We start from the raw sequence: 21,382 nt of genomic DNA on the forward strand, positions 1-21,382 counted from the left end.
GTGGTTTGGAATCTCTACCTGTATAGCGAGTCCGAGGGGCCTACCATCATCTTCTGTGCAGCATAGCTACAGTTCATGCGACAGGAACTGTCGCATGAGTGCGCTTTCGTGGCGCACAATCATCAGCGTATCTGACAAAGTTTACTTCGTTTTGACATTTTACGATAAAGTTGTCTTTCTCACTTTTACCTGTACTGTATTTGGTAAACAACAATTGTTCTATGTTATCTAAAGCTATGTTCACCATAATGGGCGATATGATTTCTTCTCGCAGAGTTACAGTTTTTTTTGGGTTCAGATGATATTTAGAATCAAAAACGGCCTTAAAATATTGATTTCTAACAGATCTATCTCTCAAAATATTGTTTATTAGCCATTGATGGTTGATTTTGTCGAAACAACCTTTGACGTTCCCTTTCAGGATCCATTGTGCAGAGTTTTTATTGCAGAGACAGGTAAACACCTGTTCACAAGCATCTTGTGAACTTCCAATATTGGTTTGTGCTGTAGACCTTCTTTCACTATCGAATCCAGCCGTTTTCTTGATTTCATTATGGGTAGCTGTCCTTACCTTTAATGTCTCTGAATTACTTACATCCATAAGTTTACCCCAATTATTAATAATAAATAACAATAAATGTACAATCAAAAAAATTATACATCTATTTTTTTTGTTTAATGTATGTAATATACGGCGTCAGTTGTATATAAATTTTTATTAAGTAAGGGGTTACTTGGAATGGAGTTACATTTTTCAATTATCTTATATTCTAATCATCTCCTATGCCTTCACAAGCCCTGGGAATCTTAAAAATTAACTCCGGATAGCGGCTTTATAGACCACAAATTCGCTCTAAATTAAATTCCCTGCGCTCCTGAATATGAGCATCATTCCACTGCCCTTCTTTCATTCAAACTCGTCTAACCCCTGTCCAGGGTCTGTTCAAATTTGATCTCTTATTCATTAATTATCCAAAGTAACTGGGGTTGTATCCCGGGTGTTATTGTTCCGAGCGAAGCGAGGTTGGCCCTTTTTGCCAGGTAAGATTAAAAAATTGCATAAAAGACATAAATGCCAGAAAAAGGTGTTGACTCTATTTTATTCATTAAATTTAAAGGCAGATCACTCTCCTTCTTCGAGCTTGGGCGGGCATGGTATCCGAGCTACGAAACTGGAACCCCGGCAATGAGCAAAGATCAAAATCGAAAAATACGCCCTCTGCTTGAAGTTCAATTGATCAAAAAATCTGGAGTCCATTTTTTCAATCTCTAAAACCTTCTAGCCGTGAAAAACTGAATCCCTGTCATCCGGAAAATATTTGCAGATAAAAAATTCCGGCTTCAGGTGTCTTTTGTAAACTCCTGCTGTGCCATATGTGAAGCCATTTCAGGATTATTACTTTTCTCTTTCCTTTCCCCCCTTACTAGTTCCAACAACTTTAAAAGGAATGCCCATTATCAAAATGTGAATTTTAATGGTACGGATCAGGGTTAACAATTCCGTGATTTACTTCTTAAAATGCCGGGTTGTTTTCCCCGGAATTTCAATCCTACAACTTTATGAGAGATTAAAATGGAACTCGACGAAGTCATAATCACACGGGCAATTTTTGAAGAGTATTCTAAAACCTTCCTTGACTACACGGACATCGATGTAGCACTTGTAGGAGGGGGACCTGCAAATCTGGTGGCTGCAAAATACCTGGCTGAAGCCGGGGCAAAGGTTGCCATTTATGAGCAGAAGCTGTCACTCGGGGGCGGCATGTGGGCTGGAGGCATGATGTTCCCGCGCATAGTTGTGCAGGAAGAAGCCTGTCACGTCCTGGATGACTTTGGAATCAGGTATAAGGAGTACCAGCCCGGGTATTATGTGGCAAATTCCGTGGAATCCGTCGGGAAGCTGATTGCAGGGGCAACGTCTGCAGGGGCTGAGGTCTTTAACCTTGTGAGCTTTGAGGACGTCATGATCCGGGAGAACGACAGGGTTACCGGCATAGTCATCAACTGGGGGCCTGTCACAACCCAGCGCCTGCATGTGGACCCTCTCATGATCCGCACAAAACTCGTGATCGATGGGACAGGGCATGAAGCTGTTGTCTGCAACACGATTCTCCGGAAGATCCCGAATGCAAAGATCGGAGAACTCGGGATGCTCGGGGAAAAGCCAATGTGGTCTGAGGTCGGCGAGCGCATGGCCGTGGACGCAACCCAGGAGATCTACCCCGGGCTGATTGTTGCAGGCATGGCTGCAAATGCCGCAACCCGTGCACCGAGAATGGGACCTGTCTTCGGAGGCATGCTCCTTTCCGGGGAAAAGGCTGCAAAACTTGCCCTTGACATATTCAAAAATATCTGATTTTTGCCTGAAACCCGCTAAATCCCTCCCAGATATCGGGTTTTTACCTGTCTGGAATGCCGGGTAGCAGAATCCCTCCCTTCTCAAAGAAGGGTCTCCTGCTTTTTCCGGCAAAAACTTTATATAAATAAACTCCTTCTATAGGTTGCTTCAAACCTGAAGTACCAGACCCTGTGGCCGGGGTAGGGTAGAGGTTATCCTGTGGCCCTGTGGAGGCCACGATCCGAGTTCGATTCTCGGTCCCGGCCCTAAATATCTTTTAATGCTTTTTTTATATTCTGTGGTTACAGTATTTTTCTGCAGCAGTGTTTTTTATATCGTTTCTGACATCTATTTTATAATCTGCTCTTAATCTACTCTTAATCTGCTCTATATTACAGTTACCTTACACTATGTTTCTATAACCTTACTGCATCTACCAATCGCCTGTATCTAATATCCGACTGCACTGTATATGCTTCCAACTTCATATGCTTCCAACTTCAATTATCAAATAAAGGAAACGAGAACTGCCATGAAAGCACTCATTATAGACGGTTATGTGGACGAACCCGCCTGCCTCGGGGTTCCTCCATACCTTTCTCCTTACGCTCGGTACATAGCAGGAGCTCTTAGAGAGCGCGGGCTTTCCGAAAACGAGATTCACTACCTGACCATCGACACCCTGCGGGAAAACCCGCCCGGGGCTGGTGAACTTATAGGGAAGGCAGACCTTCTGATCATTATTGCAGGCATGACCGTGCCTGGAAAATACCTTCGGGCATCTCCGGTAACGCCTGGAGAGATTGAAACTATTTTTCAGGCTGCGAGCGGGGTAAAGGTCATAGGCGGCCCGATAAGGCTCGGTTTCAGTAGCGAAGGTGGTAGGGCTGCAAAGGGGACGGAAAGCGGGATAAGCCTGGGAGAAGCCGTGCTTGCAAAAATGGACATCGAGGCTTTTATTTACGATCTTTTTGAGGACGGGACTGGCGGGAAAGGGAGCAGTGGAAGCAGTGGAAGCAGTGGAAGCAGTGGAAGCTTTCCTGCAAAGCTGAAAGCCCCGGAGTCCGTTGACCACCGATTCAGGACAACAGCCGAGATAGGGCGCTGGGGGTCTAAAGGGGCTTTTTTGATCCGGCAGCACCCGGACTACCCTTACTGCATGTGCGAGCTTGAAACCTACAGGGGCTGCGGCAGGCAGGTCCACTGCTCTTTCTGCACCGAGCCATTTTATGGGGCTTCGGACTACAGGCCTGTAGAGGATGTTATCTCCGAAGTCTCTGCACTTTATTCCCATGGAGCCCGCTATTTCAGACTAGGAAGGCAGCCTGACCTTTTTACTTACCACGGGACCGATGCCGGAGGGCCTGTTCCCAAACCCGTGCCTGAGGTCCTTGAAAGGCTTTACCGCGGAATCCGGTATTCCGCACCTGAGCTTTCCGTGCTTCACATGGACAACGCAAACCCGATAACCCTTGCAACATACCCCGAAGAGTCAGAGCAGATTCTGAAGACAATTATCAAATATCATACCTCTGGAGATGTAGCAGCCTTTGGGATGGAGACTGCTGACCCGAATGTGGTTGCAGCAAATTCCCTCAAGGCGACTTCCGAAGAAGTTTTTGAGGCGATCAAACTGGTAAACAGGCTTGGAGCCGTGCGCGGGGCAAATGGGCTTCCGGAAATTCTCCCGGGCATTAATTTTGTCCACGGGCTGATGGGGGAGACGAAAAAGACTTTCCAGCTGAACTACGATTTCCTGCAGCAGGTGCTTGATTCAGGGCTGCTTCTCCGAAGAATTAATATCCGGCAGGTCATGACATTTCCCGGAACTCCAATGTACGGTAGGGACGAAGCAACCAGGAAGCACAAGAAACTCTTTCTGGACTATAAGGAACAGGTCAGGAAGAACATCGACCTTCCAATGCTTCGGCGGGTCGTGCCGGAAGGAACGGTACTGAGAGATGTAATGTGTGAGGTGCATGACAGAGGGATCACTTTCGGAAGGCAGCTTGGCTCTTATCCCCTGCTTGTGGGGGTTCCTGCCCTTCTTCCCCTGCGGAAGTTCACGGACATTACTGTCACAGGACACGGAATGCGTTCGATTACCGGAATTCCCAATCCCCTGCATATAAACACCGCATCTCTTGCCCTTATCCGGGAAATTCCGGGCATCGGCAGAAAAGCGGCTGATTCTATAGCTGTCGGAATTCCCTATACTGACAGAGAGGATTTTCTAAAGAGGGTAAGTGAGGGAGAAAAAGTGATCAGTTTTATCGAAATCTGAGGCTCTAAATCTGAGGCTCTAAATCTGCTTTACTCCTTCTTTTCCCTTCTTTTTCCGGCGTTCTACTATTTCTAAGATTTTTTACAAATCTGCGTCCTGAAATCGGAATATTTTATTCCGGAAAATCCTTTTTCAGTCTGTCAATATCTCCAATTTCTTGATCTTAAAACTCAGAACCTTTCATATTTAAAGCTCCGAATCTTTCAAATAAACAGCTATTTATTCAATCCCAAATCATTTTAAATGGGGTAGTTAAGGGGGAGTTGCTTGAGCGATAGCGTAGAACATTTATATAGAGTAAAGATTGCTTTTCAGTTGAGTTTTATTGTATGGGTCATGATTGGAATTTTCATGTTTTATGCTACTTTTGAGGCTCAGTCCAAAATGCTTGGGACATTTTTACTCCTTTTCTCAGTTATACTTTTCACACCTTTTCTGTCTGACGGAACAGATTGTACTGAGATTGAAAATCTGGACGACTATAAGGAAGAGAAATTTTAGAAAACAGGAAATTTTCTTGCAGGGCAGCAAGGCCTCATTTCTAGATATTTTAAAATTTCACTTTTTTATAAAAAATCTTCTTTACTATTTCAGCTGTAAGGATATACAGTCCCACAATGGCTCCAAGAATTAAAATGACTGAAACCGGGAGAGGTTTGAATCCAAATGGGACGGCAAACGAGGTAAAGGGGAAGCCAAGAGTCAGAATTCCGATCAGCAGGGTGGCAATAAGGAGATATTTTCCAGGCTTGCTCCTGAAAAAAGGTTTCCTGCTTTGGATTACAAGTACTATCAGGGACGCTGAAATGACAGATTCAAGAAACCAGCCGGTCCTGAACTATTCTGTCATCCCCGGGAAAAGGAGAAGCAAAACCCCGAAAGTGAGGTAATCGAAGATCGAACTGGTAATTCCAAATGCCATCATAAACTTACGGATGAAACCTATATCCCAGTGGTGAGGTTTTTCAAAGGCATCTGCAGCTCCTTTCTCCTGCCAGAACCCCAATATACTGCTTATCAGGACAATAGCTACAATAATCAAGGTGTCTGCGGGGTCGTGGAGAAAGAAAAACAGCCCGGTAGCAAATAGGAGAATAAGGGTAACCAGGTTCTTGAATTGGGAAAGCAGGATATTCAGAGCATCCGATCTATTTTTTGGCTTAAGAATATTGGCTCCATAAGTTTTAAGGCGTTGACTGCTTTCAGAGCCCTTCAGACCTTCGCTTCTTGTCTGGAGTTCCTGCAATATTTAAGATACAGGAACACTCCAGAAAGCAAGTTATTTCTCCTTATGCACCAGCTGGCTGTCTCCTTCTTTTGCTTAATTTTTCTCAGGCGTCTGTAACTCCCAGAATTCTGGCAAGCTCCATGCCCTCGCTTCCTATGGATGAGAGTTCGCTTGCAGCTTCAGACTTAGAAATGTATTTTTCGGTCCGGACGCTTGCAGACTCCTCCATCTTAATTGTAACTTCCTCTTTAGTGTACCCCTTTTCAATGCATTCCCTTACGAGCTTCCCATATATCCCAGCTATAAGTTTCAGGCAATCAAACACAATGTTCTCTTCAACAGCGTTTTTGTCGTCCAGCAGGACCCGCTTGAGACTTCTGGATTCGATGGATTTAGTGAAGAACTCTTTGAGCTTTGCTGTGAACATATAGAGCGCTTCACTGTCTATAAGAGGAGCCAGTTTTTCGTCTCCTGTTATATCATGGTCTCCATAGAGGATCAGAAGAGTCATGTCATCTGCAGAGATTGTAAACATGTGCTCTGCGTCCTTGTCTTGAAGCACTGTCCTGACACTGTCTCCTTCGTACTCGATACTCATAATATGGAAATCGGATACATCCATCTTCTTTACTTTTTCTTCCCGGGACAGGATTCCGCTCTTTGCCCATACAGGCAGGGTGAGTTCGTGAATATCCTCAACTTTTAGTGAACTGTACGCAAAGTTCAGTTCAAACTCGTACTGTAAGCCGTTAACTGAACTGACCTGCCGTCCCCTCAGTTCTTTGTCTTCAGTTGAGGCATAATAGGCATTCTCGACTCCATAGATGCTTGTTTCAAAAAAAGGGCTGAGGGTTGTGAGTATCCTGGTTTCAAGCTGCTGCGCTTCCATAAGTGCCAGCCTGTTTTGCCTATCAATGTCTTCAAGCCTTTCATTCTTTTTTAATAGGGATACGGTTGAAGAGGCCTCAATTGTTTTTGCTTTAATTTCAAGAATCTCCTCTGACTTGACTCCCTGCGCACGTTCTTCTATATAATCAATGACGTCTTTCTGGAACCTGTCTATCTCCTCGAGCTTGCTCTGAGAGATTGCTGTCTCTTCCTTATTCCCCTGCTTTATCCCTATAATTGATTTTTCGAGAGGTATTGCTTCTTTTGAAATCCTTATGAAATCCTGCAGATCCTGGATAAAATCCCTCTGAACAGGAAGTTCTGTAGAGTCCTGAAAGGTATATTTCATTTTTAGTTACTCCCTTATTGCGTAAAAATGTCTTTTGGTAAATTAGGTTTCTTCACATTTAAATCTGTGAGCTGATACTTTTTAGAACAGCAGATACTTTTTAGAACAGCAGATACTTTTTAGAATAGCAGATACTTTTTAGAACAGCCTATTCTTTTTGGAACAGAATGTACTTTTTTGAATAATATATGCTTTTTAGAGTGATAATATGACTCCTTCAATTTCCATGATTTTTTTTCATTGCTTCTTAATAAGTCTTTTAATGTTGAGTGATCACATTTTTTATATTTTCTTTGTGGTGATCTAGTGAACTACCCCTGAGCTAAAGAGGCTGTCCGACAATTCCATTTCAGGGCAAAAACATGTGCAAAATAAGGTGTTTAAAGCCTTTAAATCGTAAACAAAGGAATTAAGTTCTTGCTGAAAGTAATTGTCGAACAGCCTGTAAAGACTCAGAGACTTCCTGTGTCATCCTTCTGACTATTGTCCACAAGTCAAACAGGCTCTACCCCATGTCCGGTGAAAAGATGTACTTGAGCTTCCCTTTCGGATTCCAGTTTTCGCTAGCACCGTCTCTAGCCCTTAAAGAGTGAGTATGATCGTTAAGTTTGCCCTGTTAACCAACTTGCGAGAATCGCATTGTGGTGAAAGCAAAATACCTCTACCCGTGCCTGGGTGTTGCTTTGGTATTTCAGCATGGGATTTCAGCACAGGGTAATAGACTTCAAAATCAAAATAAGTTTGCAGAATTAATAACAAGAGAGCGTGAGAAAGTTGACGCTTATCTCCCACGAAGCTGAAGACTCGGGTTTTTACGCATCTTCATATAAAATATTAGGGTGTTTAAAAAACCGATTTTCAAAAAAATCATTATTATTGAACATAAATTTTTTATATTGGAGTATATTTAGTATCTAATAATTTTTAGAAAGCTTTATATCCAATATTTGCATATGTTATATCATATTATCATCAAGTGATAATATTAAAAGACATATATTACATTCAATGTGGGGTGTTTAGAATTCATCGTAATTTACCTATTGGCGAATTTACTGTTTGCGATTAATAGGTATATGTCTGATGTGCCGGCTGACTGGTCAGCACTGGCATAAAAACGGGGTTGGTTCATAATTTCCCTGCTGCGCAAGAATTAATGGGGTTCAGACTTGTTGCTCCAGAGATAAAGGCTTACCAACTCCTGCCTGAAAGGGTTTCGGATATTTGGTGGCTTTCTCATCTACTAATCGAGGATAAAATTGATCCGATTAATTAGGCTCCGGGGGTGAGGTGAAAAGCAGTTTTATGAATAAAAACTGTAAAAAACTGTAAATTTTCCACAGTCTTGTTTTGTTTATTTTTTTGCTGATAATTAAGTTCAGAATTTATAGACTGTTTATAGGATTGTGTTATAACTAACTGGATCTGCTACAACTCGCGAACTTCATTATATTATTTTGTATAATATAATATTCAATGTAACAAAATTGGACTTAAATTGAACATTTGCGGAATCTAGGTGTAGAATATGAAACAAAAATTACTACTATTTAGTGCGCTGCTAATTATGTTCCTTTTAGCAGGAACAGTAAGTGCAGGTGAAAATACAGAGGATACAGATGCTGTATTGGTTTCGGTGACTGATCCTGTCAATACGGATGGGGACACCGTAGCCCCGAACGTGACACTTATTTCCCCGGCGGAACTCGCCGTCGTCAGCATGAAGAATCCTCTTATATTCAATTTCACCTCTCAGGATGATACCCAGAACCTTTATTACCAGGTGTACATCGACGGAGAACCTTTTGCTGAATACGGTTCCGGGAGCATGACCTCAGGGCAGTATAAAGAAATTCCCTACGCAGGTCTCCTCTCTGATGGCCCTCACAACTGTTCCGTTTATATCGAGGACCAATCCGGGAATAACTGTACAAGTGAAGTCCGGAAATTCTATGTAAACTTTAATGGACTTCAGGTTTCCCTCATTTCCCCGAATGGTGGGTTCGTTTATGCAAACCCGGAATTTAACTTCAGTGTTTCAGGAGGGGCAGGGCTGCCTTTCGATTACGAACTGCTTATTAACGGTATGAAAGTAAAGGACGGCACGTTAGTTGTTGGAGAAGATGAAGTTAACTACTATTTAGTAAATGCAATGGTTGAAGATGCAGAGAACATACCATGGACCGTGCGTATTACTGACTGTGCGGGTACCGTCTCTGAACCTATTCCACTTTTGTTCTCTGTTGATACTACGGCCCCGGCTGCTGTGGCAAACCTGTGTGTTTTGGACTCACTGAGCAACACAGAATGGTACTATACGTACGATGAGCCCGGACTGTACGTTAGCTGGGATAAAAACATCGACGGCGATCTTGCATTTAATCCATATGTAATTCTCATCAGCGATTCCATGCCCTCGAGTATTCTGGACATGAAACAGGCAGTGCCTGTAAGCATGATCTATGACGCTGGCACTTATATGTATATGAACATTGGAACGTATGATGGGAAGCCCCTCGTCTACGGTAAGGACTACTGGGTAGCTGTTATTGCCCTGGATAAGGCTGGCAACTGCAACGACAACGTTGCCCTTTGCGGCCCGGTTCAGACATACGAAGACATGACCCTCATGCTTGATGCAGGCTGGAACCTGAAATCCGTACCTCAGAATCTGGCTACTTTCAATGCGGATCCAGACTCGGTCTTTGGAGAATCCAGCACAGTAATTTACTGGACCGGTAACTGCTGGGAATTCCCGAAGACTATCGAACCGTGTAAGGGTTACTGGGTCTACACTCCGGAAGCTAGCGTTAGCAATGTGAAGTTCAAGCCAATGTCAATTGATGGTACAACTCCCGATTTACCCGCCTCTCTTGACCTCGCTCCCGGCTGGCAGATGATAGGGCACACCTCTACAGTGCCTGTACACTGGTCCAAGACACTGGGTTCATTGCAATTGCAGGGCCTGCTGGGTTCAGAATATAAGTTCTCCAACCTTATCACGTATTCTCACAATGAAGGTTGGGGCGGCACCATCTCTCTTGGAATCTGGGACCTGGTCGGTGCAGAAGAGTCCGTGGCTGCATTCCCGGTTCAATTCCTTCAGTCTGAGGGCCTTATGTGCCCAGGACAGGGATACTGGATCTTCATGAAGGAAGACGGTACCTATGCTTCCATCGAAAGTGTGGGGATCGACGTGAATACCGCTCCCGGAAATGATACTTTGCCCGAAAATGATACCTTGCCCCTGTAAAGGGTGAAATTTCGAAAACAAGTAACTTTTCAGCCAGTCAGGCTGAAAGGTTTTTTCTTTTTTCTTGTTTGCGTAGCAATCGGAGGTAAATCATGAACAGGATATTAAAAAATAGTTTATTGGGAACAGCTGTACTTATGTTATTTTTCATAACAGCTGCTCATACAGGTATGGCAGGGGAAGAAATCCCGGTCCCTCTGCTCCCGATGACAGTGCAGGGAGTTGCCCTGATTGATGGGACTCCGGCTCCCACAGGCACTGTTGTTGCAGCTTACCTTAATGGAGAGCAGGTAGAAGAGTTTCTCGTAAATACTTCCTCGGGAGATTTCACTTTCTATATTTCCGGAAAAGCTGAGGATGAAGGAAAACCAATTACCTTTACAGTTGATGGGAAGGATACAGGAAAGAGTTTTGACTGGAAATCCGGAGAGGTAGTCTCGTCCGTCGAACTTTCGGTCGGTGCTGTAGCTGATTCCGGGAGTTCTAAAAAGAGCTCAACACCAAGTTCAAGTTCCGGAGCGGCAAAAATCAATGAATCGGAAGCTTCTGGAGCTGAGGTTACTGAAAGTTCAGTTCCTCAACAGAATGTAACAGTTAAGGAAAAAACGGTCCCGGAAAATACAGTTGCCGATTCAGGTGAAGATACCGGGATTGAACAGAGCACAGAGTCGTCTGAAGATTCCTCTGAAACAAGCAGTACTCCAGGTTTTCAGATTATTTATGCGGTTGTAGGCCTCATTCTACTAACTTTCGGATCCAATTTCGGGAGGGAATCGAGAAAGAAGCCCTGATAGATCTTTGTAAAAGGATCTGCACGGGTAACGTGAAAATCTCAAGGTGATATGGTGACCATCAAGGACAAATACTTAAAAATTTTATCGTGTCTGGTTATTCTGGTACTGGGCATGTCCCTTATTCCGGTTGCATCTGCCAGCAGTATTCCTTCGATTCCCAATGCGTTTGAAGGAAAGCTGATTACAGGCGATGCCGATGCACCCGCAGGAACTATTATTTCAGCTTATATAGATTCTGAGCTTGCTGGCAGTAATACTATCGATGAAGCAGGAGAATACCAGCTATTAGTCTCGGGTACCGAGGAGGATAACGGAAAACAGATAATCTTCAAGCTGGGCCTCGTTGAATCCGAGCCTGTCTCCGTGACCTACCAGCAAGGCGCTACGCCGGTAAAGGGACTCGATCTTACTTTCGAAGGAGATTTTGTATCTCCAGTCATAGAAAACTGCTTTGCATCTCCTGTGTACATCCTGAATGACGGAAAGGATTACTCAGCTATCAGAGCAAAAGTCTCGGATGACTTGTCCGGGGTTCTGTCAGTAACCATTGATCTCACTCCCATAGGTGGAGAAGTGGTTCCATTGACACTCGAAGACGGAGGCATTTATACCTGCAATGTAGGAAGTACTCAGGCAGGAATGTTTAAACTCGCCCTTACAGCTACGGATTACTTCGGGAATACAGTTACGGATGAAGACAGCATCTTGATCACCGTAGTTTCAGAAGATGAGCTCACGACAAGGTATGGAGGCGCTGATAAGAGTTTCTCTGCCGAAGAAATCAACAACATTGTAAATAATAATGAAATCTCCAGCAGGAGCAAATACGCAATTCTGGATATTTACTTTGCTGACGGGTGGGATCGGATATGAAACGGTTTGAGTTTAAAATTGCTTTTGTACTGCTCCTGACCCTGGTCTTATGCACAGCACCGGCTTCTGCAGGCAGTGCAGAAAGGACTCTTTATTCTTCAGTTAGCACCAATGAGGTGTTTCAGGTAACGGTTAATGTAGCCGATTATGGTGCAGCCGGTCAGGTTCTGGAAAAACTTCCTGCAGGTTTCACATACGTCAGCTCAACCCTTCCGGAGGAAGCTGTAACTGTAAACGGAGACGAGGTTTCCTTCCTGCTGATGACTGAAAAGAGCTTCAGCTACACCCTTAAAGCTCCTGCATCAACTGGCACATACCAGTTCACGGGTCTTTTAAGGGATATCAATAAAAATGAATTCTCTGTCCTCCCTGCCCGTTCATCCATCAGGGTCATAACCTCCGGAGGTTCAGGTGGATCTGGAGGTCCCCTCGAGTCTCAGAGCAATGTTGAAGCTAAAGAGCTTTCCCAGGCAGTCGTCACCAATGGAACAAATGTAAGGTTTGATTTTCCAAATGGTGTAACCTGCATAAGGTATGTGGAGTTTGACGCCAGGAAAACTCTCGGGAGAATCACTACTATTGCCGAAATGCTGAAAGGCCAGTCAAAGCTGGTTTCAAGCCTGCCTGAAGGCACGGTTTATAAGAATGTGAACATCTGGGTGGGTTCCGGAGGGATCGCAAATTCTGACAATTTCGAAAACGCAGTCATTGGTTTCAGAGTCAACAAGGCCTGGCTAGAAGAAAACGAGGTTGATACGGATTCGTTAAGCCTCTGGTACTATAACGATTCATGGAGCAAACTTGAGACCATGAAAATAGATGAGGAAAACGACACATACGTCTACTTCGAAGCCAGAACCCCAGGGTTCGGACCCTTTGTAATTGTTGCATCTGGTAAAGACGGATCTGGTTCGATAGATGTCAAGCCTGTTCCGACTGAAACCTCGGGAGATGATGTGAAATCAGAACCTGAAAAACCTGCAAGCTCTACGCCTGGTTTTGAATTAACAGCTGTTCTGGGAACAGTTGGAGCCGCATACGGCATCATGAGAAGAAGAAAGTTTTAAATGCCTAAATAAATTCCCAGTTTGAAGCAGCATCTAAAGCTGCTTATTCTTTTCTTTTCCGAGTTGTGATTCGGGATCACAGGAAATCGGAGATTTTCTGGGAGTTGCGATGTAATCGCAACAGTACGCGGTCCTTTTCGCTGCGCGCAAGAGGACGAAGGAATGATAAATATATAACTTCTAAATTTCAGTTTGGGAATCGATTTCCAGTTCCATTTCCCCCAATAACCATTCTTGGCAACAAAATCCTTGATATTATATTTGTATCGTTCCTAAGTAAATCAGGCAAAATTAAATCACTCAAAAGTAAATAAGTCAAAAAAGAAAATATTTTTGAAAGATGTAGCCTGAAATCTTGAAGTTTTTCCGGCTTATTAACTTACTTTTATTAGCTCACCAGCCCTGGATTTCTCCTTCTGGTTCGTCTTCATCATGGTAAAAATGAAATTCTTTTTTTTCGGTATCTTCTGCAAACACAAACTTCTCTTCAATTCCTATTTTTGCAAATGTAAGAGCATCATCACCATCTCTTACAGCCGGCAGGATGTCCACATCTACATGATCCTTAATATTGCTTTCCGGAAGAAAAGCCGTTATGATAAACCAGTCAATTCCCCCTGAGTGTTCCTCACTTACATATCGGCTATTGTCTGGTGGAATCTTTGTAGCTTTCTGAGGCATTTCGGACCCATCAGCTCGATAAGCTACAAACCGGATAGTATAGTCAGTTTTATTCTTTATTATAGCCATTATCTCATCCCTCTATCTTAATCCACTGGTAATCTCCCATTTCAAGAAATTTTATACCTAAATCTACTTCTGAAGAGTAAATACTTTTGGATGCAAAATTTCTGAAAGGCGTCACGCTGCTTAAAAATGCGCCAATATTTGATCTCGACAGCTGTTTTTTAACTACAAAAGATATTTTTTGACCGCATAACTTTTTTAAATTAATATTTGGCTTTAATAGCACCATTTCAGATTTTTATGGACAAGAGTCTCAAATACAAAGAATATAATGCCGGCTCGAAATTTAGAACTCTGACCCATACAACCTTCTTCTCCATACCATATCGTTTTTGTCCCTCCCGAATTGCGCTTTGGGATCTCAGAAAATCGAAGATTTTCTGGGAGTTGCGATGTAATAGCAACAGTGTGCGGTCCTTTTCGCTGCCCGAATTGCGCTTTGGGATCTCAGGAAATCGAAGATTTTCTGGGAGTTGCGATGTAATCGCAACAGTACGCGGTCCTTTTCGCTGCGCTCAAGAGGACTACTTGATGGGTTTTAACAGTGAGTGTAATTCAAGAGGACAGAATTAAAAATGTTTATGACCCGTACAACGTCATTCGCCTTATTGTGTCGTTTTTGTCACGCTCGACGCAGGAGAGCGGTTTTCAGACAAAAAAGATGAAGTGCGAGGAAAAACTATCGAGAAACACTTCGGATATTCCCGAATAATGGTAACCGATGAATGAGGAATCACTTAAATGCTGGCTGAACTGCTGGCTGCAATAAAAAGAAAAAAATCAGCAGGTTAAAGAAAGCCGAACTGATAATTCAGACATTAAACGGCGTGGTGAACTACCCCCCGCTAAAGCTGTGAGGCTTCCTGCTTCATACCTCGAACTACCGTTCACAAGTCCACAGGCTCTACCCTCTGTCCCAGAGGTGAAAAATTATTTAATACAAATATTTCTGGTTTCCTTGGCTTGGTTATCGCTTAGGAATTCAGTACATCGTATAGGACTGAATAGTATTTCAAGGTTAGAAGATAGCGAAAATGAGAGAAGTTTACGCCATTCATCCCGCAAGCTAAAGCAAGGGGCTTTCTGCCTGTCACAAGTAAAATGACTGCGGGTCAGAAGAATCAAGCTGGTTGTTCAAACTAATTAAACCTTCAAGCAAATTAAACCAGCAGGTTAATCGGGTGTCTGTTTGCAGGCTCGATGTCCAGATCAGCCACGGATTCAGCAATCATGATGTCGCTCATCGCAGCCATGGGAAAAACGTATGGGGCATATTCTATCGGGCCGTAGAGAATGAAATCCCCGCCTGCCGCCTGTTGCAGGCAGGTTGAGCCTATGTCGCAGATTTTATACAGAACCGGGTCTTTTTCTTTCTGCCGGGTCAGCCAGTTCCAGGCTGAAGGAGCATTATGAATTCCCGAGCCTGTGGGATGTCCCCATTTTGCTTTTGCGGTAATGGTCATTCTGAGAGCTATTCCAGCTCCGTTTCCCATAGGGGTGATGCTAGGGTCGATAAGCTTGTTAATTATTCCACACCTGTCTGCAATTGAGAGAAGCCCCTCTTCTAAAAGCCCTGCCCCTGTTTCGAGCAGTTCCATCCTGCCCTGGAGAGAGGAGTCCGTTGCATTAAAACCGAGGATAATAGAACTGTCAATATCGGACTGCGCAAGAGCCTCTATTTCGGAAGCATTTATGCTCATGTTTATGGAGTTATAGACTGCCCTGTCTGCAAGCCCTATTTCACTCACATACTGTGCTGCATGTGAACGCACGGTCCCTTCGGGGGAATCGATGAGAAACGGGGAATCCGAGACCTCTGCAATAAAATCAATATAGCGCGTAATGCTTTCGTGGGTTGTGCCAAATATATGGACCATATGGGGATTTCCGGTAGTATCCGAACCCGACTCCTGCAGGTTTACGAGCTTTTCGGCAGCAGCCCGGTCAAAAAGTCCTTTTGCCGCGTCTTCTACGATTTCGTGTTTATTGTAAAAAATAGTCCCTGCAAGTACGGTAGGTAGTTCTCCCGGCTGCCCGCCTATCTTTACCCCTGCAATGTTAACAATTTCCTGTTCTTTCTGGAACTTAAACATTTTTACGCCCTCAAAATTCACACTTCTCAAATTCACTTACTTCTTTTGATGTCAGGAATCTAATTAACTCTCTTAATTACAAAACATCCCTTAATTACAAAACATCCCTTAATTACAAAACATCCCTTAATTACAAAATATCCCTTAATTACAAAATATCCCTTAATTACAAAACATCCCTTAATTACAAAACATCCCTTAATTACAAAACATTCATATAAATCATGCTGATTAAAAATATATTTTCTAATTAATATATCTCCGGATTGGAGGATCAGAGGCTTTTTGCCAGGCAGATAATTCCTGCCATTGAATCCATTACGAATTCTTCTGAGATTATCACATCCCCTGAAGTGGGGACTGCAAAAGAGGACTGCCTCTTTTTTGGGGCGCAGACAACTATGGGCTCTTCAGGGTATGCTTCGCCCTTATCCTTATAATCTTCAACGAGCTTCCGGATCTCTTCGGGATCGTTTAACCCTATTCTGTCCAGAAGAGTAACCTGCTGCTGGAAGCGTTCGACTGCATCTCTTGAGATATTTTCTATAAAGGGAATTGCGCCCTGAGAACCTGTAATCCTGCCTTTTTCGTCAATCCCATTTGCGTGGATTGCAAGCAGGGAATGGCCTGCCAGATGGCCCCGTGACTCGGTCCCGCAGACCAGGACATACCGGATATTGGAGTTTGAAATTACGTTTACAATTATTTTTTCGACACCCAGGTTTTCAGTCTTTGAACTCCCCCAGATGGCGGCATCAGGGCAGGCGTCAAAGTTGCTTGCAAGGGTTACGACTGCAATCCTGGAGTCCGGTTTTCCTGTAACGTAGTCCCCTTTTACAGGGGGCCAGCTCTCTGCAATTGTCTTCAGTGAATCACCTTTTTTCTTTCCTTGTGAAGGTCGGATAGTGCACTTGCAAGCATGATGGCTTTTGTGAAATGCCCGCCTACCCTTGATGTGTCCACAAACACATAATCGTCCAATAATACCGGAGCTCCGAGTCCGTCGCCTCCGCCAAGGAAAGCAATGGTCCGGAAAATAAGGTTGCCTGAGATCCCGTCAGGGGCAACAATGAAGTTCGATTCCTTTATGGCGTCTTCAATAAGAATGGTATAGTGCCTGGCATTAATCCCAAGTTCCAGAGCTTGTCCTGTTACAAATTCTCCATCCGCAAGGGTTCTGTCCACGCGCCTGTCCCTTCCGATATCTCCTATCCTGCCTCCGGAAAGCACTCCTACTACAGGCTCGACCCCTAACCTTTTTATATGCTCTGCACCAAGGGTAATCATACGTAGCTTATCTTTGATTGTGTTTCCTTCATCTATTCCAACAGGGGCAAGGAAGAACGGTGTTCCGTCCGCCGTCAGAAGCAGGGCAAGTCTGCAAACCCTTTTCATTCCAAGGGCTTCTTTCAGGTTTGAAATAGCTCCGGATGCCTTTGCAGTGCCTCTTATAACCGCATCCACATTTCTTGAAACCAGGAGTTCTGAAAGGACTTTTTCGGGGTCATCAGTATCCACAACCTCAAGTTCTGTCCCTATCTCGTCAATTTCTTTTTTGTTCCCTACAAGGACAACCTGTGCATATCCCAGTTCCTGGGCTCTCCATGCACTTTCAAGAGTTTTGGGATTTGGGTCCCTTATTCCCATAGCTACCCTTGCCCTGTTCGACCGGGCTCGTGATTCGATAGCCTCAAGGAGGGCATACATGCCGTTCTTTTCCATATCCATCAGACTTTTATGTAAGATTTGAAGTAGTTCAAAGAAAAACAAACACAATCATTAATTAATTTTGCCCTTCCCGCCCTAGTTGCGCCACCCGAATTGCGCCTCGGGAGTACGCGGTCCTTTTCGCTGCGCTCAAGAGGACTACTTGATGGGCAATTAACATTGTCTAGGTCGGAGGACTGATTTATAAGTGATGTTTTATTCTTAAAAGGGGTTCTGGGAAAAATTGTAGGAGTACATGCTGAGAACTTATTCAAAAAATTGAAACATATACAGTTAATAATGAGTTCCTTTTTTATTGGTATGGTTTTAGATGATGTCGGCAATCGAATGGGCTGAAAAATACCGACCCCGGATCCTTGAAGATGTCGTGGGGAACAAGAAGGCAGTGCAGGATTTCAGGGTATGGGCTGAGGAATGGCAATCCGGGATTCCTGAGAGAAGGGCAGTGATACTCTATGGGCCTGCTGGGATAGGGAAGACTTCAAGTGCTCATGCGCTTGGCAGGGATCTGGACTGGGAGGTCATTGAACTCAATGCAAGTGACCAGAGGACTGCAGGTGTTATTGAGAAGGTTGCTGGTTCTGCAGCGTCAATGAATACTTTTTTTGGTGGAAAGCGTCTTATTATCCTTGATGAGGCGGACAATATCCATGGGACTTCGGACAGGGGTGGAATGAGGGCTATTGCCGGGATTATAAAATCCACACTCCAGCCGATCGTGCTTATTGCGAATGACATTTACGGGTTAACACCCACAATCCGGAACCTATGCCTGGAAATAAAATTCGGGTCCGTGCAGAGTCGTTCCATGATCCCTGCTTTGAAGAAGGTTTGCGAGGCTGAGGGAGTTCATTGCAGCCAGGAAGCTGTCCTGCATATCGCAGAAAATGCGGGTGGAGACTTCAGGAGTGCCATGAATGACCTTCAGGCTGCAGCGAGTGGGAAGGAAACACTCGAAGTTGAGGATATCGGGACTTCAGGCAGGGACGTCAAGGAGAATATCTTTAAGGCGATGCAGAAGATCTTTAAAAGCACTGACTGTAAAAAGGCTCTTGAATCTGCACGTGGGCTTGATGAAAGTCCTGAAGATCTCGTGCACTGGATCGATGAAAACCTGCCTATTCAGTATGCCCGCAAGGACGGTGACCTTGAAGATATAAGGACAGGTTTTGAATATATTTCAAAGGCTGATCTTTATCTTGGGCGGGTAAAAAAGCGCCAGAATTACAGGATGTGGAGGTATGCCAGCATGCTTATGGTCTGCGGGGCTGCCCTTTCAAAGACAAGATCGTATCCCGGCTTTATCAAATACCAGCAGCCTTCACTCTGGAGAAGGCTCGGGCAGACGCGTTCGAAGCGGGACATGCGAGACAATATCGCTTCAAAAATCGGGGAGCATAGTTTTGAGTCAATGCATTATTCGAGGAATAACCTTCTAGGGTTTTATTCGCGAATGCTGAAGGATGAGGAATCTGCAGTTGAAGTTACTGCAAACCTCGAGCTTGAGCTTGAAGAGCTGATGTACCTCTCAGGAAGCGCAAAGCCAAGCAAAAAGCTGCAGAAAATTTACGATGAGGCACAGAAGCTTATTGAGGAAAATAAAGATAAAACTGAAGAACCTGACTTTTTTAAGGCTTCTGCCCCTGCAGCAGACGATAAGCAGAGAACCCTCCGCTGTCCTGTTATTATTTCGGAGGACGAAAAGGGGACTCAAAAGGGGGTCCAGGCCGGCAAATCTGAAGTTTCTGATTCTCAGCCTTCGGAAGACGGGCAGAAAACCCTTCTTATGGGATTTGACACACTTTCGGAGATTCACGAAAAAAAAGAGACTTCAGGGAAAATACTGCCTGATGGTCCGGAACCTGCAGGAAATAATTTCTTTTCTTTTTCCACTCCCCTTCCAGAAAAGAAACCTGTTTCTGAATCTGTAGAGAAGAAAATCTCCCCTATATCTTCAAAAAAGAAGGCTCTAGCTAACAGCGCCCCGTCAAAACAAAGGATATCTGATGAAGCTTCAACCTCCGCAGGCATGCAGGATAGCACAGGAGAAGTTTTGAAAAAAGCCGAGCCTAAAAACCAGAAAACACTTTTCGACTTTTAAATGTGTCTGGAGCGCTAATAGTCCACTATTTCTTTTCTGGAATCCCCAATCCAGAAAAGTTATTTTTTATTTTCCCTACACTTTTTTTAAATTTATATTTCTTTAGATAGTTGGTTTATGCATGCTTCATTTTATTACTTTACCCCGGTTCAGTTTTAGAAAAAAGGTGCTGTGTCCTGATTTTTAGTGGGCTTGGCAGCCCAGATATATTTGAAACCTAAACCATCTTTAACGCTATAAAAAACCCTAACTGCTGCGAAAAATGACCTGAAGTATTATATAAGCGGAACTGATAGGGTTGACTTTGAATAAATAAGGGTTGACTTTGAATGAATAAAGAAGTGTTGGGGTGTTTGGGAAATTCGGACTGGAATTTCAGAAGGTTTCTATTATAAAACTGTACTCCGTATGAGGACAATTTAAATAAACTTGGACGGTTTAAGAGAAGTTGAGATAAGTTAAGAGAAGTTGAGATAAGTTAAGAGAAGTTGAGATACTGCAGGTGTAATTGAGATTATATAAGGAAAGTGGCTCTTCGTCATTCTCTATGGATAAGATGATTTTCAATTCAAGATCGCGTTGGTTCTGATAAGGCTATTCACACAAAACAACGAAGAGCCGGTAAAGTTGAGAATGGTTTGAACAAAGTTACAAAATGTTGAGATAATAATATTATTTTGAAATAAAGTTGAGAAAAAAAAGCCATGAGAATAGTTTGTGAGCGGGCTTGGGGAGTTGGGGGGAATAGTTGGGGGAATAGTTGGGGAATAGTTGGGGGATATGGGTTTGGGGTTATACTATGGAAAAGAGACCCGCTCACTATGCATGAGTAATATTACATACTATAAATACCTTTCTATAAAATACATCGCAATATATAATTACAGTCTTATAGTTAATATATTCTCAAAATGTTCTTAAAAATAATATTTTTCTGGAACCCGTGCAGTCAGATAATGGATTAATAACACTGGAAGAAGTACGGATAAGAAAGGATAGCACTTACTTGAGTATCAGCTAACCTTTGTAGATATATAATAATTTGTGGGCAATTAACAATGCTTTTTGAACAGGTAATAATAAAATTAGTGTGAGATATTAATAGAATTAGTGTGAGCGAGTTGGGGAGTATGAATTGGGGTGTTGGGGGGTTGGGGTTATCTTACAAAAGAGAGACCCGCTCACATATTATATCAGGCTAATATTGTATAAATATATTTTGCTTGTATTACTTCTGTTGTAAAAAATGCAGAAAGAGTGTGTTCAAATGGCAGGGATTCTCATACTCTCAAAATGGTCTCTTAACATTATATTTCTGTTTCAGCTCTCAGTCTTTGATCCAGAATAATTGGTGAAAACTTCGGGATATATAGTGATTTATCATTGGTGATAATATTATAAAGTTTTATCCAAACAAAAGACATATATATAACTAGTGACATGTTGGGTTTGCATTTCAAGCAATTGCTTGTAAAGCGATCATCTAAAAAATATGACTTATAGCAAATTGGGCTCGTGGTCTAGTCGGTCATGACATCGCCTTTACACGGCGGGGATCCTGAGTTCGAATCTCAGCGGGCCCACTTAATTTTTTTAATTTTAACCAGATTTTAAAACCGAGTAGCTTTTTTTGAATAGA

At 43.3% G+C, this 21,382-nt stretch carries 15 protein-coding genes, 2 tRNA genes and 1 pseudogene; 10 read left to right on the forward strand and 8 right to left on the reverse strand.

Going from position 1 to position 21,382, the window contains the following annotated elements; translation table 11 throughout:
* Nucleotides 1-73: 73 nt before the first annotated feature.
* Nucleotides 74-601: a reverse transcriptase domain-containing protein gene (locus tag PHF18_RS02075; RefSeq protein WP_300097667.1), complete on the reverse strand. Its 528-nt coding sequence runs from the start codon at nucleotides 599-601 to the stop codon at nucleotides 74-76.
* Between the two features lie 471 nt (nucleotides 602-1,072).
* Between PHF18_RS02075 and PHF18_RS02080 the strand changes: the two genes are divergently transcribed.
* The 4 genes from PHF18_RS02080 (at nucleotide 1,073) to PHF18_RS02095 (ending at nucleotide 4,622) form a co-directional block, all read left to right on the forward strand.
* Nucleotides 1,073-1,273, forward strand: a complete 201-nt coding sequence (locus PHF18_RS02080; protein ID WP_300097669.1) for a hypothetical protein — start codon at nucleotides 1,073-1,075, stop codon at nucleotides 1,271-1,273.
* Nucleotides 1,274-1,573: 300 nt separating this feature from the next.
* The gene (locus PHF18_RS02085) at nucleotides 1,574-2,356 is read left to right on the forward strand and encodes a sulfide-dependent adenosine diphosphate thiazole synthase (protein WP_300097671.1); all 783 of its coding nucleotides are present in this window, start codon (nucleotides 1,574-1,576) and stop codon (nucleotides 2,354-2,356) included.
* Nucleotides 2,357-2,532: 176 nt separating this feature from the next.
* Nucleotides 2,533-2,604 (forward strand) — tRNA-His (locus tag PHF18_RS02090).
* A gap of 266 nt (nucleotides 2,605-2,870) precedes the next feature.
* Entirely contained in the window at nucleotides 2,871-4,622 is a 1,752-nt protein-coding gene (locus PHF18_RS02095; protein WP_300097673.1) for a radical SAM protein, read from the forward strand.
* A gap of 550 nt (nucleotides 4,623-5,172) precedes the next feature.
* Here PHF18_RS02095 and PHF18_RS18025 read toward each other — a convergent pair.
* From PHF18_RS18025 to PHF18_RS02105, 3 genes and pseudogenes are all read right to left on the reverse strand, one after another.
* Nucleotides 5,173-5,448, reverse strand: a pseudogene (locus tag PHF18_RS18025) (cation transporting ATPase C-terminal domain-containing protein); the annotation flags it as partial.
* Between the two features lie 12 nt (nucleotides 5,449-5,460).
* On the reverse strand, nucleotides 5,461-5,868 hold the full coding sequence (locus PHF18_RS02100) for a cation-transporting P-type ATPase (RefSeq protein ID WP_300097675.1): 408 nt from the start codon (nucleotides 5,866-5,868) through the stop codon (nucleotides 5,461-5,463).
* A gap of 85 nt (nucleotides 5,869-5,953) precedes the next feature.
* On the reverse strand, nucleotides 5,954-7,087 hold the full coding sequence (locus PHF18_RS02105; protein ID WP_300097677.1) for a hypothetical protein: 1,134 nt from the start codon (nucleotides 7,085-7,087) through the stop codon (nucleotides 5,954-5,956).
* Nucleotides 7,088-8,654: 1,567 nt separating this feature from the next.
* Between PHF18_RS02105 and PHF18_RS02110 the strand changes: the two genes are divergently transcribed.
* From PHF18_RS02110 to PHF18_RS02125, 4 genes are all read left to right on the forward strand, one after another.
* A complete protein-coding gene (locus tag PHF18_RS02110) occupies nucleotides 8,655-10,340 on the forward strand; it encodes a hypothetical protein (RefSeq protein WP_300097679.1) in 1,686 nt (561 codons plus the stop codon).
* A gap of 92 nt (nucleotides 10,341-10,432) precedes the next feature.
* Complete coding sequence (locus tag PHF18_RS02115; RefSeq protein ID WP_300097681.1) at nucleotides 10,433-11,131, forward strand: hypothetical protein; 699 nt, start codon at nucleotides 10,433-10,435, stop codon at nucleotides 11,129-11,131.
* Between the two features lie 114 nt (nucleotides 11,132-11,245).
* Nucleotides 11,246-12,007, forward strand: coding sequence for a hypothetical protein (locus tag PHF18_RS02120; protein ID WP_300097683.1), 762 nt, complete (start codon nucleotides 11,246-11,248; stop codon nucleotides 12,005-12,007).
* Nucleotides 12,004-13,074, forward strand: coding sequence for a PGF-pre-PGF domain-containing protein (locus PHF18_RS02125; protein WP_300097685.1), 1,071 nt, complete (start codon nucleotides 12,004-12,006; stop codon nucleotides 13,072-13,074). Before PHF18_RS02120 ends, PHF18_RS02125 begins: the two co-directional genes overlap by 4 nt.
* A gap of 393 nt (nucleotides 13,075-13,467) precedes the next feature.
* On the opposite strand, the gene PHF18_RS02130 is transcribed toward PHF18_RS02125, so the two are convergent.
* From PHF18_RS02130 to mtxX, 4 genes are all read right to left on the reverse strand, one after another.
* A complete protein-coding gene (locus PHF18_RS02130) occupies nucleotides 13,468-13,824 on the reverse strand; it encodes a hypothetical protein (protein WP_300097687.1) in 357 nt (118 codons plus the stop codon).
* A 1,157-nt stretch (nucleotides 13,825-14,981) separates the two neighbouring features.
* Nucleotides 14,982-15,914 carry a tetrahydromethanopterin S-methyltransferase subunit H gene (gene mtrH, locus PHF18_RS02135; protein ID WP_300097689.1) on the reverse strand — a complete coding sequence of 311 codons (933 nt, stop codon included), beginning with the start codon at nucleotides 15,912-15,914 and terminating at the stop codon, nucleotides 14,982-14,984.
* A 274-nt stretch (nucleotides 15,915-16,188) separates the two neighbouring features.
* Entirely contained in the window at nucleotides 16,189-16,782 is a 594-nt protein-coding gene (locus PHF18_RS02140) for a tetrahydromethanopterin S-methyltransferase subunit A (protein ID WP_300097993.1), read from the reverse strand.
* The gene (gene mtxX / locus PHF18_RS02145; protein WP_300097997.1) at nucleotides 16,779-17,636 is read right to left on the reverse strand and encodes a methanogenesis marker protein Mmp4/MtxX; all 858 of its coding nucleotides are present in this window, start codon (nucleotides 17,634-17,636) and stop codon (nucleotides 16,779-16,781) included. The genes PHF18_RS02140 and mtxX overlap by 4 nt, the downstream gene beginning before the upstream one ends.
* Before the next feature lie 316 nt (nucleotides 17,637-17,952).
* Here mtxX and PHF18_RS02150 point away from each other — a divergent pair, with 316 nt between their 5' ends.
* Both PHF18_RS02150 and PHF18_RS02155 read left to right on the forward strand, forming a co-directional pair.
* Nucleotides 17,953-19,743, forward strand: coding sequence for a replication factor C large subunit (locus PHF18_RS02150; RefSeq protein ID WP_300097691.1), 1,791 nt, complete (start codon nucleotides 17,953-17,955; stop codon nucleotides 19,741-19,743).
* 1,509 nt (nucleotides 19,744-21,252) lie between these two features.
* Nucleotides 21,253-21,326, forward strand: a tRNA-Val gene (locus PHF18_RS02155).
* The last annotated feature ends 56 nt before the right edge of the window (nucleotides 21,327-21,382 follow it).

It is taken from the genome of Methanosarcina sp. (assembly GCF_028693135.1).
Classification (GTDB): domain Archaea; phylum Halobacteriota; class Methanosarcinia; order Methanosarcinales; family Methanosarcinaceae; genus Methanosarcina.